Source organism: Pseudoalteromonas sp. 2CM37A, from assembly GCF_023161885.1.
GTDB classification, from domain to species: Bacteria; Pseudomonadota; Gammaproteobacteria; order Enterobacterales; family Alteromonadaceae; genus Pseudoalteromonas; species Pseudoalteromonas atlantica.
In genome coordinates, this window is sequence record NZ_JALNTJ010000001.1 from 87,486 (window position 1) to 105,436 (window position 17,951).

15 protein-coding genes are annotated in these 17,951 nt (G+C 40.6%); 6 read left to right on the top strand and 9 right to left on the bottom strand.

Translation table 11 applies throughout. The annotated features are described in order from the left end of the window. Positions 1-81: 81 nt before the first annotated feature. From MTF68_RS00385 to MTF68_RS00395, 3 genes are all read left to right on the top strand, one after another. Positions 82-507 carry a hypothetical protein gene (locus tag MTF68_RS00385; RefSeq protein ID WP_054982344.1) on the top strand — a complete coding sequence of 142 codons (426 nt, stop codon included), beginning with the start codon at positions 82-84 and terminating at the stop codon, positions 505-507. A gap of 895 nt (positions 508-1,402) precedes the next feature. After that, positions 1,403-4,105 carry a TonB-dependent receptor gene (locus tag MTF68_RS00390; RefSeq protein WP_248461312.1) on the top strand — a complete coding sequence of 901 codons (2,703 nt, stop codon included), beginning with the start codon at positions 1,403-1,405 and terminating at the stop codon, positions 4,103-4,105. 103 nt (positions 4,106-4,208) lie between these two features. Further along, positions 4,209-5,561: a hypothetical protein gene (locus MTF68_RS00395; protein ID WP_024032591.1), complete on the top strand. Its 1,353-nt coding sequence runs from the start codon at positions 4,209-4,211 to the stop codon at positions 5,559-5,561. 67 nt (positions 5,562-5,628) lie between these two features. Here the strand turns inward: MTF68_RS00395 and MTF68_RS00400 are convergent, their stop codons facing one another. The 8 genes from MTF68_RS00400 to MTF68_RS00435 all read right to left on the bottom strand — a co-directional run bounded on the left by MTF68_RS00400 (position 5,629) and on the right by MTF68_RS00435 (position 14,669). Beyond that, entirely contained in the window at positions 5,629-5,880 is a 252-nt protein-coding gene (locus MTF68_RS00400) for a hypothetical protein (protein ID WP_004588905.1), read from the bottom strand. Between the two features lie 17 nt (positions 5,881-5,897). Then, positions 5,898-6,734: a peptidoglycan binding protein CsiV gene (locus tag MTF68_RS00405; protein ID WP_248461313.1), complete on the bottom strand. Its 837-nt coding sequence runs from the start codon at positions 6,732-6,734 to the stop codon at positions 5,898-5,900. Beyond that, positions 6,734-10,207 carry a transcription-repair coupling factor gene (gene mfd / locus MTF68_RS00410; protein ID WP_054982347.1) on the bottom strand — a complete coding sequence of 1,158 codons (3,474 nt, stop codon included), beginning with the start codon at positions 10,205-10,207 and terminating at the stop codon, positions 6,734-6,736. The genes MTF68_RS00405 and mfd overlap by 1 nt, the downstream gene beginning before the upstream one ends. 51 nt (positions 10,208-10,258) lie before the next feature. After that, a complete protein-coding gene (locus MTF68_RS00415) occupies positions 10,259-11,152 on the bottom strand; it encodes a carbon-nitrogen hydrolase (protein WP_248461314.1) in 894 nt (297 codons plus the stop codon). Next, positions 11,149-12,204, bottom strand: a complete 1,056-nt coding sequence (locus tag MTF68_RS00420; RefSeq protein WP_248451151.1) for an agmatine deiminase family protein — start codon at positions 12,202-12,204, stop codon at positions 11,149-11,151. The genes MTF68_RS00415 and MTF68_RS00420 overlap by 4 nt, the downstream gene beginning before the upstream one ends. 57 nt (positions 12,205-12,261) lie before the next feature. Beyond that, positions 12,262-12,870 carry a PilZ domain-containing protein gene (locus tag MTF68_RS00425; RefSeq protein WP_248461315.1) on the bottom strand — a complete coding sequence of 203 codons (609 nt, stop codon included), beginning with the start codon at positions 12,868-12,870 and terminating at the stop codon, positions 12,262-12,264. A gap of 381 nt (positions 12,871-13,251) precedes the next feature. Next, a complete protein-coding gene (locus MTF68_RS00430; protein WP_248461316.1) occupies positions 13,252-14,019 on the bottom strand; it encodes a haloacid dehalogenase type II in 768 nt (255 codons plus the stop codon). After that, entirely contained in the window at positions 14,019-14,669 is a 651-nt protein-coding gene (locus MTF68_RS00435) for a peroxiredoxin-like family protein (RefSeq protein ID WP_248461317.1), read from the bottom strand. Before MTF68_RS00435 ends, MTF68_RS00430 begins: the two co-directional genes overlap by 1 nt. A 120-nt stretch (positions 14,670-14,789) precedes the next feature. Between MTF68_RS00435 and MTF68_RS00440 the strand changes: the two genes are divergently transcribed. Next, a complete protein-coding gene (locus tag MTF68_RS00440; RefSeq protein ID WP_024032599.1) occupies positions 14,790-15,677 on the top strand; it encodes a LysR family transcriptional regulator in 888 nt (295 codons plus the stop codon). On the opposite strand, the gene MTF68_RS00445 is transcribed toward MTF68_RS00440, so the two are convergent. Further along, positions 15,657-16,172: a DUF2937 family protein gene (locus MTF68_RS00445; protein WP_054982352.1), complete on the bottom strand. Its 516-nt coding sequence runs from the start codon at positions 16,170-16,172 to the stop codon at positions 15,657-15,659. The genes MTF68_RS00440 and MTF68_RS00445 overlap by 21 nt on opposite strands. A gap of 119 nt (positions 16,173-16,291) precedes the next feature. Here MTF68_RS00445 and MTF68_RS00450 point away from each other — a divergent pair, with 119 nt between their 5' ends. Both MTF68_RS00450 and MTF68_RS00455 read left to right on the top strand, forming a co-directional pair. Further along, a complete protein-coding gene (locus tag MTF68_RS00450; protein ID WP_004588915.1) occupies positions 16,292-16,867 on the top strand; it encodes an RNA polymerase sigma factor in 576 nt (191 codons plus the stop codon). Then, complete coding sequence (locus tag MTF68_RS00455) at positions 16,864-17,943, top strand: FecR domain-containing protein (RefSeq protein WP_004588916.1); 1,080 nt, start codon at positions 16,864-16,866, stop codon at positions 17,941-17,943. Before MTF68_RS00450 ends, MTF68_RS00455 begins: the two co-directional genes overlap by 4 nt. The last annotated feature ends 8 nt before the right edge of the window (positions 17,944-17,951 follow it).

A 17,951-nucleotide genomic window follows, 5' to 3' on the forward strand; every position in this document is an offset into this window, starting at 1 on the left:
ATATTAACCAAACATCACACTGGCTATTGTTATTTCAAAGCATGCTAATTAAGATTTGTTTTTATTTAGCGCGGATTTGTTATGCATATATATAGATTATCTTTGTTTTTAATGCTGTTTTTTGTATTAACAGGCTGTGACAATGCCAACCAAAAAGATCAAAAAGCACTGTTAAAAACAAATTGCGACACGAATCAGCGCTGTATTTATAATACCGGTGTTAAAGTATGGTTAAGTGATAAAAATATTACCCCCGAAACCCCCTTTAGTATTTACCTTGATTTACCCGCCCACCTAAAAATAGATAACGCTAAGCTTGAAAGTATAACCATGTATATGGGTTTTATTCCGCAAAAGTTCACTAAAGAAGCAACTATTTATAAAAGTGACACTATGGTGGGCATATGCTCTGAGAAAAATATGCTGTGGCAACTGGTGCTTAATTTAAGCAATGTTCAAACTGGTGAGCAAATCACTCACTTTTATAATTTTTATGTAACGTATTAAGGTACCTTTTTCCTGCTAATCATTTTTTTAGCTGGCGCATAACAAAAGTCAGCTATTAATAAGGTATTACTATAATAAGGCATTACTATTTAGCGGTACGTCTTATATATGGCAATAGCAGGTGTATAAAATTGTATTTAAAGCACTAACCATTTAAACCTCTTTGCTGCCTTGTATGCTGTAACCTTTTTTTTCATTCTCACCTGCTTTATGTTGGTGTGCTTACTCGTTCTTGTTATGGAGTGAATTGCCTTACGCCAATAGGGGGCTCCGTCATGTTTATAGTAAAAGCATATTACTTGCATTACTGAGCATGTAAAAAAGTAAATCCTGCTTAGTTTCATGATAACTATTTTAATAAAGTTAAACGCCCTCAAATTAAGACCCTCTAATGATTTGCTAAATCAAATAACTCCTCCCGATCCGAGCAAACGTTGAAGTCTCGCTGAACAAAAAATATTACCAAAAAAACTAAATAAATAGCTTAATAAGACTATTTAAGCGGTAAATCTGCATATTTATGGTTATTAATTTTATTACAGCTTTACGGTTTTACTAATGCGCTGTGATTAATATGTTAATTTTTCTAAAAAGGGTATATTTATCCATTAATTACATTTGATTACAATCTGCATAACTTTGATTTCAGGTGTGTTTTAATTACTTTCTTTTGATTGTATATTTATGATTTTTAATTGTTTTTTTTAGTTAACACTGCAACAAGTTATAACCTTTGTACCTCTTTTGGTTATTCTTTTTTGGCGCTGTATATATAACGATCTTTCGTTAAGTTTTTGTTCAGTTAACTCAGCCTAAGTTGCCCCCCTGACTCACAATTCTTATAAAAAGTGAGCATTACCAATCAAGGTAAATTTCCAACAAGTAGGGTTTATTCATGAAAAAATCAACTCTTGGTTTAGCTGTAATCGCAGCAATCCCAATGTTCTCAAGTATGCAAGTAGTAGCGGCTGAAGATGGCGCAAACGCTATTGAAAAAATTCAAGTAACGGGTTCTCGCATTAAGCGTTCGGATATGGAAAACGCCAGTCCAGTTACATTAATTGGTGCAGACGATATTAAAGCAATGGGTGCAACAAGCATCGATAGCGTATTACAAAAAATGACTGCCACTGGCGGTGCAATGACCAACCCAGGTATTAACAATGGTTCGGGTGGTAATGCTTCTATTGATTTACGTGGTTTAGGTTCACAACGTACATTAGTACTTGTAAATGGCCGTCGTATGATCAACTCAGGCACAGGCGCTGCTTCAACTGTCGATTTAAATACTATCCCTGTTTCTATGATTAAATCGGTTGAAGTACTTAAAGATGGGGCATCTGCTGTTTATGGTACTGATGCGGTTGCTGGTGTTGTTAATATCATTTTAAAAGATGATTTCGAAGGCCTAGACATGAATGCTAACACAGCAATCACTGGCGAAGGCGATGCTACAGAAAATTCAGTTGACTTCACTGTAGGTACTTCATTCGATAAAGGTAATATTGTTATCGGTATGCAGTACACTGACCGTGGTAAAGCATCGCAGGCTGATCGTAGCTTTTCTAACTGCCCACTTGCTGAAGGCTCTAACGGACTTTACTGTACAGGGTCTTCATATAACGAAGGCGGTCACATTTGGAACGGTAATGGTGAAAAAGGTACCACCGTTGATGGTAGTGGCGAAGATATTAGTGTTTCATTAATTGATGACTCTGGTGTTACTGGTCGTGGTGGCGATTATCATCGTTACACTAATGAAGACGCTTACAACTATTCTCCTTCAAGCTATCTTTACACGCCAATGGAGCGCTTAAACTTAACTGGTCTTGCTACTTACGAGCTATCTGATGACACAAGTTTATTTGCTGAGTTTACTTATACTAAACGTTGGTCAGAGCAGCAAATGGCGCCTCAGCCAGTATGGTTTGATTTTGAATATACAGAAGATATGGGTGATTCACTTCTAAGTCAAAGCTATGATAATCGTGTTGACTTAGATGGCGATGGCTACTTAGATAAAGATGCAAATGGAAATTACGTCACGCAAGAAACTAACTACCAATACGGTGATAAAATTTCTTACGGACGTCGCATGTCTGATACAGGTGCACGTTATTTTGAACAGTCAGTTGATACAGTAAGAGCTGTTGTTGGTGCTCAGGGTTTCATTAGTGATTACTCTTGGGACATATCAGCTAACTTTGGTCGTAACGATTCAGTTGATAAGCTAAGTAATCTTCATAATATGGGTGCCATTCAAGATCAGATCTTAGAGGGAACTTTCAACCCACTTGATCAAAATGCATGGACATCTGAAGATTTCCGTAAAAATGTTTACACTGAAGTAAACAATGGTGGTAGTCAGTTATTTATCTTAGCAGCATCTGTTTCAGGTGAAATGTTTGAAATGCCAGCTGGTTATGCAGCGTTTGCAGCAGGTGTTGAACGTCGCCAAGAAAAGGCGTGGTATACGCCTGACTCGCTTACAGCTCAAGGCTTAGCTAATGATCCTATGGTAGAACCAACATCAGGTGGTTTTGATGTAAATGAAGCTTATGTGGAATTTGCTATCCCATTACTTGCAGATGCGCCTTTTGCTCAAAATGTAGAGCTAAGTGCTGCAATTCGTGCTTTTGATTACAGTACTTTTGGTTCTGATGAAACATGGAAACTAGGTCTTACATGGAAAGTAAATGACGAATTAATGTTGCGTAGTGTAGTTTCTACAGCTTTCCGTGCTCCAACAGTATCTGAACTTTATTCTGGTAATTCACCTTCTTTCGAGCAAATTAGTTACCCTGGCGCTCAGGAGCAGGCAGAAGTAACTGTAGGTGGTAATGACCAATTAACACCTGAAGAAGCAGATACACTAACGGCAGGTATTGTTTATGAGCCGCAGTGGCTTGATGGCTTCTCGATGACATTGGATTATTACAAAATCGAAATTGAGAATGCAATTGCGTCTGTTGATAATCAATACATTGTTGATCAATGTTTAAATAATGCTGGTAATTCAAGCTCTGCTTTATGCCAATCTTCTAATGTGTCAATGGATGCGACTGGTCGAGTTAAGTTTAATAACCAGCTACAAAATATTGGTGCAGAGGAAACATCTGGCATCGATTTAAACTTAGCGTATAGCTTCGAAGCAGCTGGCTTAAATTGGAAAGCCGGTTTAGATACAACTTATTTAGATGAATATGTAGTTACTGTACTTGATGAGACAGTAGATTATGCGGGTCTTATTACATCAGGTTCTGGTGGGTATGCAGATATTAAATCTAATTTAACACTAAATGTATCAGGCGATCGTTGGGATGCACAGTATCAAGCGCGTTATATTGCTGGTATGGATAGCTACTCTTGTTTAGATGATGCTGACAGCTGTTATGCACCTACGACTCCTTCTGTCGTTTATCACGATATTAGCGGTAGCTTCTTAGTTAATGATAGCCTGTCTCTATCTGCGGGTATCAACAACTTATTTGATAAGCAACCTCCTTACTACACAGGTAACAACGATTCTAACACTGACCCGTACACATACGATGTACTAGGCCGTCGTTTCTTTGCTGGTGTAAACGTTAAGTTTTAATTAGCACATTAATCGTATTAAGGCTCAGTGTTTACTGGGCCTTTTTTATTGAACAAAATTAAGGAGACCAGTACACTTATACACTCAATAAAAGGAGAGTTGTTTGATAAAACAAGACGAAAATTTATCTTTTGTCATAGAACCAGAGTTATCCCCGCGCTCTGAGCAGCGTATCGACCTGTATTTTTCTATACCCAATGAAATGGGTATAAACGTGCAAACCCTCAGTGAAGAATCTTATTTTAATAACCACTTTAAATCGCACTTAGCTTATAACGCTAAAAACATACACTTACCCTTAGTGCGTAGCCGCTTTGTTAGTAAAAACAAAGGTGAGCAACAAGATTACCGCCAGAACCTTAATTTGTACTGTTATCAGGTGCGTTTAGCGCTCGACGCTGATATTAAAGATGCATTAAAAATTCAAGAAGTGGATGCTTTTTATGCCCGTGCACAAGAGCTGTTTGAGCAAAGTGAAGGGCTGCTAAAAAAGCTGCGCAGATATACCCCCGATGATGAAAAGCTGGTGCCGTTTTACACCAATGCCGATAACTATTTAAGTTGGCATGTTGAGCAGTCGTTTTTAAAGCTATTAGATGAAGGCCCGCGCAGCAGTGACTTTGCGAAAGAGCGCAACGACTTACTGCAATTTTGTAAAAACGAAAATACATACCGGTTTGAGCAAAATTACAACTCAGAAACCACGTTGCAAGATGGTAACCGCATAACAAATAAAATGCGTTTACTGCAGCGCCTAATAGAGCACGGCGTTATTTTGCATCGCAATACGCGTTATTTAAATAGTTACCTAAAGCGTTTAGTAAAAGGCACGGTTACAGCTGTCATTATGGCATTTGTAATGGTGGTTATACTTAACGCGCGCTCAACCTTTACCGAAGTGACCGCTACCCTTATTTTAATATTAGGGGTTATTTACGGCTTGCGAGAAATATTTAAAGAAGACATTACACGGGTAATTTGGCGCGCTATTGTGCGCGGGCGGCCTAAATGGCGGTTTGTATTTAAAAACAGTATCACTAAAGACCGCGTTGCAAGTCAGTTTGTGTGGCTTGAATATATGCGTTTTAAAAAAATCCCTAGTGAAGTAAAAACAATATTTTCAAAAAGGCGTCAGCAAAACAAGCTAGCCGCGCAGTGGCTGCATTTTGCCAGTGAAACACGTGTTTCAGCTAAAGAGTTTTTACCAGGCTACGATACTCTACAGCAAAGTATGCGTTTTAATTTGGCGCCCTTTGCACGGTATTTAAAACGCGGCGAGGGCAAGCTGTATCATTTAGATGGTAATAAAATATCAAAGCAAGCGGTTGAAAGGCGCTACCAGTTAAATTTAGTAATGGTATTAAAAGACGAGGAAAGAACTTTATACCAGCGTTACAAAATAACCCTTAATCGCAGTAAAATAGTTAATATTGAACTTATTTACTCTAAAAAATAGAAAATAAAAAAGGGATAGCAACGGCTATCCCTTAGTGTCATGTAAATTTACCTAATTTAGCGCAGTATTACTGTGTTATACCGTGCTTCGAATAAATAGTTACCTTGTCTGAAACGAGTGTTATTTCTATGTTTTTAGACTCATCACCCCATACACAATTAGTATGTAGGGTTTTTTCTACGCAGTTATCAGCTGAGCCTAAAATAGCTTCTACTTCGGCTTTATCCATGCCAACTTCAATTTTTTCGTAGTTTTCTAGGCTTACTTTTGAACAAGCTGCCAGGCTTAGCGTTGCTGCGATGATCAGGAGTTTTTTCATTGTTATGTCCTATTGATTTAGTGTTTATACTTTCGTATTTGTACAATCATGCCCATACGAGGATGATCAAAGTAATGGATTTCACCACTAATTACACGTTTAAATTGTGAAAAGCGGGCCGATTCTATATCCCCATTAGGTAGTTTTTCGTTTACGTCAAAATCAGCGGTTATGTAAAGGTAGTGGCGTAAATGTATTTTAAATAAACCATCTAGCTCCCAATAGCTTAGGGGCTGCTCTGAGGTATCAAATAGCTGTGGCTTACTTTGTACTAAGCTAATAAAGTCGGGATTTGAATAATTAGGCGTAGTGTTAACGTCGCGTTTTATATGATCCCCAGAAATTAAATGTATGCTAGGCGCACGCGATTTACTTGCCCCTTCAAAGCGCCAGCCGGTATGTAGTAGCGGGGCTAAACCTTTTCTGTCTAAAGCGCGGCGCTGGGCAGTAAATTGTAATTGCTCTGGTGCGAGTAAATAGGGCTCATCCATTGTATCTTGTGCCGGTGCTAATGGCGTAACGGGCAACTCGTCGTAACTTTGCATAAAGTCGATACTGTTATCACACACACCCGATTGTGGATTGGCATTAACTAAAGAATCGGTAAACGAGCGTTTTTGAAAGCGACTATCGCCATCTATACATGCCTGCATAGCTTGCTCTGTGTATAAAGGGGTGAGTAACTCTAACGTATTTTTCGCCTTAATGGGCTCGTGCTTTAAGCTAAAGTCTTCTTGTAAATAGGGGGCAGGGCGCTGTTTAAATACCAGCACTTCTACTTCAAACCAACGTTCTGCAAATGCGGTGCTGCTAAATAAGCAACATAACACGATAAGCGATTTTTTTAGCAACATTAATGGCTAACCTTTTTTTCGAAATCTGCAATCATTGCAGTGACCATTTTTAAGCGTTCACGAGGGTTTACCTCATTAATCGCAAAGCGCAATTTATTTGCGCCATCCATTTTGTACACATGGGGTGCACTTTGTATCAAGCCTATGATGAAGCTAGGATTAACCTTCGTATTTTGGCTAAATTCAAAGTAGCCCCCTTTAGGGTTTGCCTCTATTTTTGTAATTCCTAAATCGCTGGCACGCATTTTGAGTTGCTGCATACTAAATAGGTTTTTAGTGGCATCAGGTAATAAACCAAAGCGGTCTATTAGCTCTACTTGTAATTCGTCCATATCGGCAAGGTTAGCACAACTTGCAATGCGCTTGTACATACCTAAACGCGCATTAACATCGTGTATGTAATCATCAGGTAGTAAGGCAGGGAGTTTTAAATCAACTTCAGTTTGCTGCTGAAGCAGGTTTTCAAGCGTTGGCTCTTTACCATTTTTAAGGGCATTAACCGCTTGCTCTAGCATTTCCATATACAAGCTAAAGCCAATAGTTTGCATTTGCCCTGATTGATCGTCGCCTAATAGCTCACCCGCACCACGTATTTCTAAATCATGTGTGGCAAGGGCAAAACCTGCGCCTAAATCTTCCAACGACTCAATTGCTTGTAAGCGTTTGGTGGCATCTTTAGAAAGTGCTTTAGCATCGCCGGTTAATAAATAAGCATACGCTTGGTGGTGGCTTCGCCCAACACGACCGCGTAATTGGTGTAATTGCGCAAGGCCAAGTTTATCGGCTCTGTCCATAATAATAGTATTAGCAGTAGGCACATCAATACCGGTTTCGATAATGGTGGTACATACCAGTACATTGTATTTTTGATGATAAAAGTCAGTCATTATTTGCTCAAGCTCTTGCTCGCGCATTTGCCCATGAGCAGAGGTGACACTAGCCTCTGGCACCCATTCGCTGATCTCTTGCGAGACTCGCTCAATAGTCTCAACATTGTTATGCAAAAAGTACACTTGACCGCCGCGTTTAATTTCACGCAGTATGGCTTCGCGTATTAAGTCGCTGTCGCGTTGGCGTACAAAGGTTTTAACTGCTAAACGCTTAGCAGGTGGGGTGGCAATAATTGATAAATCACGCATGCCGCTCATCGCCATATTTAAAGTACGCGGAATAGGCGTTGCTGTAAGCGTTAATATATCTACATCAGCACGTAATGACTTTATTTTTTCTTTTTGGCGCACACCAAAGCGGTGCTCTTCATCAACAATTAGTAAACCTAAGTCGTTAAATTTAATATCTTGCTGAATTAACTTATGTGTTCCAATAACGATATCAAGTTTACCGTCGGCCATTTTTTCAAGCGTGTCTTTTTGCTCTTTAGTCGAATTAAAGCGCGACAACACTCCCACTTCGATAGGGAAATCGGCAAAGCGGTCTTTAAAGTTTTCATAATGTTGCTGAGCCAGCAGGGTGGTTGGTACTAATACGGCTACTTGTTTGTTATCGTTAACTGCTACAAACGCGGCGCGCATAGCCACTTCTGTTTTACCAAAGCCTACATCACCACACACTAATCGGTCCATAGCAAGTTTTGATTGCATATCACCAAGTACGGCTTCAATGGCATTACGCTGATCGTCGGTTTCTTCAAATGGAAAGCTGTCGCTAAATTGGCGATAGCTTTGCCCATCGAGTGCAAATTTGTTACCTGGTTTTGCTTGGCGCTGTGCGTAAATATCTAACAGCTCCGCGGCTACGTCGCGTACTTTTTCGGCGGCCCGCTTTTTGGCTTTCTCCCAGGCATCTGAGCCAAGTTTATGAAGCGGGGCGCTTGCTTCTTCACCGCCTGAATAACGGCTTAGCATATGCAGTGCCGATACCGGCACATACAGTTTTGCTTCACCGGCATAGGTAATGGTAACAAACTCAGTGATTACCCCTGCCGCGTCAATTGTTTGCAGGCCTTGATAGCGACCAACACCGTGATCAAGGTGAACAATTGGCTGGCCCTCTTTAAGCTCGGCTAAGTTACGAATTAACGCATCTTGGCTTGCTTCGTATTTATGTTTACGGCGCCTGCGTTGCGACACCTTAATACCTAACAGCTCTTGCTCGGTAATAATAGAAAGGCTCGGTTTTGTACCCAGTACAACACTTTGCTCAAGAGGGCTTACAATTAAGCCTACATCGCTTTGGCTTTGTGTAAACTGCTGTAAGCTTTCAAATTCTTTAAACTTTAAGCCGCTTGGCTTAAGCACGCTTAATAAAGACTCGCGGCGACCATCAGACTCAACACTTAATAGAATACGGCTTTTTTTCTTTTTTTGTTCTGCCACATAGTTAATAAATGCGCCGTAGGGTTCGTGTTGTTTATGATCGATTCTTACTGCGGGCAGCTCGCTCACATTTAAGTTTTTATTGCCTGCTTTAGTGGGTAATTTAGCTTGCGATAAGCGTATTCGTGAAAACTCACCTAAATTAGAAAACAACTCATTAATAGGTTGATACAACTCGCTGGGCGCCAGTAATGGACGCAGGGGATCTACTTTACGGTTTTCGTAGCGTACGTTTACATCGTGCCAAAAGGTATCTGCGGCGTGTTCTAAATCACCTAGTTGCATAACCGTAGTGGTGTTTGGCAAGTAATCAAAAATGGTGGCAAGCTTTTCAAAAAACAGCGGCATGTAGTATTCAATACCGGCAGGCCAAGTACCTTTGCTTACTTGCATGTAAACTGAGTCTTGCTCTGAGCTGGCACCAAATTTATCGCGATAATTTATTCTAAAACGCTCAACGTCTGCTTCGTTGGTTGGAAATTCATGCGCGGGAAGTAACTCAATTTTCTCTACTTTTTCATCTGAGCGCTGGGTTTCTACGTCAAATAAACGAATAGAGTCGAGTTCATCGTCAAAAAAGTCGAGCCTAAATGGGTGCACACTGCCCATTGGGTACAAATCAACAATAGAGCCGCGTATTGCGTATTCGCCGTGCTCCATTACCTGTTGTACGTTTAAATACCCTGCTTGTTCTAAATTACTGCGCAGGTTATGGGTGTCGAGCTTATCGCCTACTTTAAAATTAAGGGTAGAGCCATAAATAAACGAAGCAGGCGCAGTACGTAGCATTAACGTAGATACAGGCACTATAAGTACGCTTTGCTGCTCGTTTTTTAAAGTGTTTAAAGTGGCTAAGCGCGCTGAAATAATATCTTGGTGCGGAGAAAAATGGTCATACGGCAAGGTTTCCCAATCAGGAAATACCATTACCGGGTTATCTGGCAATAAGTATTCGAGCTCGGTTTCAAGCCGTAATGCGCTTGGCGTATCTGGCGTAACTATAAGCACTAAATCGTTTTGCTGTTTTACACCTTCTGCAATGGCTATACTTAGTGCACTGCCAGTTAGCTGCCCCCATTGAATTTTATCTTTTTGAGATTTTACCCACGGCAAGGCTGCCCATTGCTCAAACGCCATTTAGTGCTCCATTTTTTAGTTGGCGTTTGCTCACAAACGCCATGCAGTTATTTAGTCTCGGTAAATTTTTGTTAAGTCTTGATAGTGATCAATTCTGCGGTCGCGTAAGTACGGCCATATACGTCTTACGTTTTCAGAGGCTTTTTGATCAAGTTCTACTACTAAAATTTGCTCATCGGTATTGCTCGCCTCTGAGAGCATTTCACCTTGAGGGCCTGCAATAAATGAGTTACCCCAAAATTGTATACCTTCGCTTTGTCTGCTAGGGTCGTTTTCGTGCCCTACACGGTTACAGCTAATAACGGGGACGCCGTTCGCAACCGCATGCGCACGTTGGCTTATTACCCACGCGTCTTTTTGGCGTGTTTGCTCTGCGTTATCATCACGTGGGTCCCAGCCAATTGCAGTTGGGTAAATTAATACCTCTGCGCCAGCCATCGCCATTAAACGGGCCGCTTCAGGGAACCATTGATCCCAGCATACTAAAACACCTAATTTACCCACTGAGGTTTGAATTGGCTCAAAGCCTAAATCACCTGGGGTAAAGTAAAATTTTTCGTAAAAGCCAGGGTCATCAGGAATGTGCATTTTACGGTATTTACCCGCAATGGAGCCGTCTTTTTCAAGTACCACCGCGGTATTGTGATAAAGCCCAGTGGCACGTTTTTCAAACAGTGAAGCCACAATAACGATGCCGAGCTCTTTAGCAAGCTCGCCCAGTGTATTTGTGCTTGGACCCGGAATTGTTTCGGCTAGGTCAAATACATCAACATCTTCTGTTTGGCAAAAATACAGACTACGATGCAGCTCTTGCAAAACCACAAGCTGTGCGCCTTGCTTAGCAGCATCACGAATGCCAGCAATCGACTTTGCCATATTTTGGCAGGCGTTATCACTGTTAGTTTGTTGCACTAAGGCAACGGTTAATTTTGCAGGGCTTGTCATTGTGCTGCTCCAGCTAAAAATCCACGAGGTAATTGCATGGTAATGCAATGTAAACTACCAAATTGTTCAATAATAGGTAGGCAATTAACGCCAATAATAGTGTGCGCTGGGTACGCTTTTTGAACTTGCGCTAGCGCCAGTGCGTCGTTGTCATCGTTATACGTCGGGACTAAAACCGTATTATTGATAATCAAGTAGTTTGCGTACGTTGCCGGTAAACGGGTGTTGTCATCATCAAACACAGGTTTTGGCCACGGCAAATCAATTAACGTATATGGGGTATTATTTTGCGTTTTAAAGTTTTGCAGCTGTTTTTCCATCGCATCTAATGCGTTAAAGTGCTCATCTTCTTTAGCATCGCACTTAACATACACAAGTGTATTATTGGGGGCAAAACGGACCAGTGTGTCGATATGGCTGTCGGTATCGTCACCGGCTAGGTAGCCATGATCTACCCATAAAAAGTCAGTTGCGCCTAAATGCGTTGTTAAAATTGACTCTATATCGCCTGATGATAAATCGGGGTTGCGGTTTTTATTCAGTAAACATTCGCTGGTTGTAAGCAACACACCGTGTTCGTTAATTTCAATGCCGCCACCTTCAAGTACCACATTTAGGGCTTGGTAATCAGTGTTTGGATTACTTAGCTGGTTTACCAGTACGGCGTTAATTTTATTATCGAGGGCACTTTCGAACTTATTACCCCAGCCATTAAAGATAAAGTCGTAAATTTTAAGTTGGCGAGCGTCGTCAATATTTGCGCAGGTAATAGGGCCGTGATCCCGAGCCCAAGTATCGTTTGTTGGTGTAACAACAAAGTGCACGTGGCTTAAGTTTATATTCGCTTTTGTTAGCAAGGCAGTAATGTGGCTTTTAAGTGCCGTGTTATGGGCAACAATAACAAGCTGCTGCACGGCTGTGATATGCGTTGCAAGCTCAACATAAACAGGCTCTACGCGTTCAAGCGTATCAGCCCAGTCGGTCTGTGCATGGGGCCAGGTAAGCATAACGGCGTCTTGCTCAGCCCATTCAGGTAAAAGTCTAAAGTTCATGAAGTTTTGATACAAATTAGGGTGGCGCTAGTTTAGCATTTTACATGCATATGTCAGCTATTTATCGCTGCTAGAATCATCGTCAATTTGCTCGAGTTCTTGGCGTTTTTTTAGCTGGCGTGTTTGTGCATGTAAGCTGGCTCTGACAACTAATTCTTGGTCTGTGGTTCTTATTGCAGTAAACAGTAATGTGTATTGGTAGTGATCGCTGTCTTGTTTTTCAACGGCCACAACTTCTGTATAGCAGTAAACGGCTGAGGCTTCGTGGTGCAAAAATAGCTTTGTTCTAAATGCTTGGCCTATTGCGTATACATCAGGCGAAGTAAAGCGAATACCGCCTCCGCCGTAGCTATCGCACTGTATGGCGTTATCTTGAGCTTGCTCTGATGCTAAAATGTGGCTCATTATTAAATCGATTTTACGCGACTGTGCTTGTAAAAAAGCCGCCAGCTCTTGTGCTAAATCGCCTAGGTTTCTAAGGGGTCTTAAAGAGGCCTGTTCAAGCTCACTGACTTCGTTAGCTAGCTTAAATAGAGGAGGTATGTCGTCTTCAAGCGCGAGTTGAGATTGCGGCACTAACTGATTTTCTACAGCAAATAAGTTTACTCGAATGCTTTCATTTATTTGAAAGTATTCTTCAAATTCGCTTAATCTTTGACTGTTCATAATTATCTCCACTGCGTATTCATTAAATAGTAGCGTTGTGGGGAGTAAATTGCTAGCAGATAAAAATGCTAAATGGTTTGTTTATAAGCCAGTTTTTAAGAATGTTAATTAGGGTGTGTTGAACTTTGCGGATTGAAATTTGTTCAATCTAGGGGCGGTTAAATTGCGGCGAGAGGTTTGTAACCTCGTGGGCTCGATAACTGCTCCTGCGTTTCGCCTATTTATATGGAATAACTACACTTGATAGGCTCTGCCTTGCCTAAAAACCAACCACACTGCTGCAAATTCAACTATCAAAAATCAACACGCCCTAATAAAAAAGCGGCCAATGTCATCCTAACATCGGCCGCTTGGGTATTGATTAATTAGCGCTGGGAGTGCTTATTTAAGTAGAGCGGCTAATTCATGTAAATCTTTCACAACGTGGTCTGGTTTTTTTGCCAGTGGGTAAAGTGTTTTACCTGGGCGGGCGATAAAGGTTGTTTGTAACCCGGCTTCTTTAGCACCTGCTACATCCCAACCGTGCGCCGCTACCATCATTGCTTCATTTGCTTTTACATTTAATTTTGTTAACACCCACTCATAGGCACGTAAGTCTGGTTTATAAATTTTAATATCTTCAATGCTGTAACGCGCATCAAAGAACGACATTAATCCAGCGCTCTCAAACTGGGCTTTAACACCTTTGTTTGAAGAATTTGTCAGACTTACTAACTTATAGCCCTGTGCTTTGAGTTTTGCCAGTCCTTCTTTCACATCTTTGTGAGGAGGTAGGGTTAAAAGCGGGGTGACAATGGCTGTTTTTGCTTGTTCATTCGTAATGGCTATGTTGTTATTTTTGGCAACCATGCGCAGCGACGCAACGCCAATTTGACCAAAATCGTGATAATTGCCACTTACGGTATCAACGAGTGAATGATGCAACATGGTCGAAAACCAAAGCGGTAATAAATCCTCACGCCCGCCAAGCGCTTTACCAATAGAGGTGCGCATGGAGGTTAAATCTAACAAGGTTTCGTTTACATCAAAAATAAGTACTTTAGGTTTCACTTGTGCCTGTGGCTCCTCAGCCATAGCGTAGCCAGAGGCAAGGCTAGAACCAACAAGTAGTGATAGGGTAAGGGTTTTTAACGATTTTAAAATAGACATTAGTGTTGCTCCGATTCAAGGGCGGCCAATACATCAGTAGGCTCTGCGCGTAGGGTATAGTCTTCGTTTAAAAAGGCATACGTAATTATGCCTTTTTGGTTAATTACATAGGTTGCAGGTAAAGGTAATTTATAACTTTTATTGCCGTAGTACTTTTCAAAATCAATTCCAAACTGGCTATAAAGCGCCACAATACGCTCGTCTAAAGTAAACAGTAAACCAAATTGCTCGGCCACCTTGTTATTAATATCTGAAAGCACATCGAATTCAAGGGCATTCTTTTGTGCGCTAGATAACGTTTCGTCGGGTAATTGTGGTGATATCGCAACTAACTGCGCATTGTGTGTTTTAAATTCTGGTAAGTGATCGTTAAGTGCTTTTAGCTCTAAATTACAATATGGACACCAGTTACCACGATAAAAGCTAATTATTACCGGGCCATTATTTAATAAATCAGCGAGCTCAACTTGCTCAGCGCTATGATTGTTTAAGCTGAAATTGCTTACTTTAGCGCCTACCTGTAGCGCATTATCTTTTATATGCTGAGCAATGAGCTCTTCATTTGTCTGCGCCATAAGGGCTAATACATCGCCAGGTAGCTGCGCTTCTTTTTGCACGTTATAGGCATCAATCTGTGATTTTAAACTCATTATTAAATCTCGAATATAACTATATGGCGATTATGGGTGTTTTAGTTATTTAAATATATATTGCAAAACTGAAAGCTTCATTCGAAAATATTAAACATTAAAAACTGCCTAGCCAAATGTATGTATAATTTAAGTGACCTAGAAACATTTATTGCCGTCGTAGAAAATAAAGGGGTGCTTGCAGCTGCGCGTGAGCAACGTTTGTCGCCGGCAACAGTAAGCCACAGGCTAAGCAAGCTCGAGCGCGAGCTTTCAACCGTGTTAGTGTTTAGAGACAGCAGACGAGTGAGGTTATCGCCCGCCGGTGAGCTATTTTATCATCGTGTAGGGGCTATTATAGAAGCCTTGCACGATGCAGAGCACAGCATTGGCGCACGAAGCTCTTCAGTGAGCGGGTTATTGCGTGTGACTATGCCACCGTGGGTTTTTTCAAAGTATGTTATGCCTAAGTTGACCGAGTTTGAAACCCAATATCCGCAACTAAAGCTCGACTTTTTAATTACTGATCATTTTGTCAATGTGGTCGATGATGCACAAGATGTGGCAATTAGAGTAGGGCAATTAACCGATTCTGGCCTGCTCTCTCGTAAAATTGTCAACAACTCCCGTATTTTATGTGCAGCGCCAAGTTATATAAAAAAGCATGGTATGCCTTGCACACTTAGCGAACTGAGCACGCACTATTGGGTGTGTTTGCCCTGGCAAAGGCAGTTAAAACTGTATGATGAAAATAATAAAATACACACCTTTAATGCCAAAACGCGCTTTACTATTTCTAATTCCGATAACATGACGCAAGCAGCGCTTGCCGGACATGGCATAGCCATTAAATCTAAAATAGCGATTAACGATGAGCTAAGTGCCGGAAACTTAGTAGAGGTGATGCCCAATGTAATGGCCCAAAGCGACGCGCCGGTGTGGTTTTTACGGCCTCAAAATAGCTTAACAACCCGTAAAACCGAGGTGTTTTATGAGTTTATGAAGTCTTTATTTGCCAGCTATGAATAAGCGGTAATACCCGCGCTTAATAATGAATAAGGTTACAAAGCCAATAAACTCAGCAAAAATAGCAATAATAATGGCGCTAACAAGCGCTGCTATTATGGAGTCTTTTTTTAACACTATTTGCCCTTCAAAGCGTTGCCATACTTGCTTTTTAATAGTGAGAAAGTCGCTGGTTAAAGTAAATAAATAGGGCGATTGGTTAAAGTTATTAACTGCCACTTGTAAAGAGTGCTGGCGATTATTGAGGTTTTTAATATGGGTAGCCCCCTTACCCACAATATCATCCCCAATATTTTCATAATGGGCAATTAACTTGTTTAAATCGTTGTTAAAGTAGTTTTGAGCATCTTTTTTAAACGGGGCTAATGCGTTATTCGCTTCAATTAAATGTGCATCTAAAGCGTGCCCAAAGTCGCTTACAAAGGCTGGTATTTGTACCCCTAATAGTAAACCTGCTGCAAAAAAACTGAGCCTTATGTAATCTAATAATTTACTCATTTGATCTCCTGTTTACTCAAAACCTACCTAAACAACGCTAAATTAACATTTGCGCTTGTTTTTATGCCAAAAACTCGTAATCTATCGGTAATAAAAATAACAATAGGCCTATGTTAAGGATGACTACCAAAGTAAATATGACATCAACGTTTGTTGATATCACTAAGCAGTTAAAACGCTTTGTGTCGCGTATTGTACAGCCCGATGACGTAGAAGACATTGTGCAAGAAACCTTTATTAAAAGCTACGAAGCTGATTTAAAACAAGATATTCAGTTTAGACGCAGTTACATGCTTAAAACTGCAAAGCACTTAGCGCTTAATCATATAGCCAAGTGGGATAACAAGTTTAATGACTCGTTAGAGCACGACGCAGAATTACCCCCGCTGCTTAAATCCTCACAACTTGAGGATGAGTACACCTCAAAAGAGCGTTTTTTACTTTTTTGCAGAGCAACGGATCAACTAAATTCTTCTATCCGTAAATGTTTTATATTTAAAAAAGTGTACGGTATGAGCCAAAAAGAAATCGCCCAGCACATGCAATTAAGTGAAAGCACAGTAGAAAAACACATTGCCAAAGGTTTATTACAAACCATGTTATACATGAAAGAACATGAACAAAATCATAACCAATCTGCGGCACATAATTCTGCTTGTAATTCGGCTCTATCAATTGAGAGGGCAGCAAAATGAGTAATGTTCATCAATTCACATCAAAAGATTTAATTTTAGAAAAAGCCTGCCAATGGATCAGCGCAATTGATAGGGGCTTAAGCGAAATTGAAAAAGAGCAATTTAAACTGTGGATGATGCAAAGTACCGCCCATCAAGATGCCGTCTACGAACTTGCGCAGCTATGGGATGAATTGGCCGTATTAAACGAGTTAAGCAGTTTATTTCCGCATAGAAGTGTAAAACAACCCCAGAAAAAAAGATGGGCGTTTTCTAGTGCCATTGCCGCGAGCTTATTTGCAGCATTAATGGTGTGTAGTTACTTATTAATTAACCTTGAAAACGGCTACAACGAAGAGCTGGCTAAAATAAATTACACCAAAATTTATACAACGAAGGTGGGCGAACAAGCCACGTATGTTTTACCCGACGGCACCATAGTGCAATTAAACACGAATAGCCTATTAGAGGTAGCTTATAGCAAAGGGCGTCGTCAGTTATTACTGAGCAAGGGTGAAGGGCGTTTTAATGTAGCAAAAGATGCATCGCGCCCATTTAGTGTGATGGCTGGCGATAAGAGCTTTACGGCACTTGGTACTGTATTTAATGTACAACGCAATACCTCTTCTGATTTAGAGCTGGTTGTAACCGAAGGTAAAGTGATGATCACCGACCCAAGTGTTGCTGTAAGTGCCAACGATTTTAAAGACTACCAACTGGCTGATAATAACGCTAAAAAAGTACGTAAAATCAATGCCAATATTGTTATTTCTGGCGAAAAAGCAATTATAGAGCAAAGCATTACTAAACCTATCACGCAGCTTTCTGTGGATGACGTACAGCGTGATTTAGCGTGGCAAAATGGCATGTTAATTTTTAATGGCGAGCATTTAAGCGATGCATTAAATGAAGTGAGCCGTTACACCTCTACGCGTTTTGAGCTTTCAAGCGATGAGCTTGCCAATATAAAAGTGGCGGGTGTATTTAAAGCTGGCGATGTTGAGGGGCTACTTGAGAGTTTACAGACTAACTTTGCAATTGAGCATGAGCGTTTAGGTGAACATATGGTGAGCCTAACACAGCAAACTAAATCATAAGAAATGTT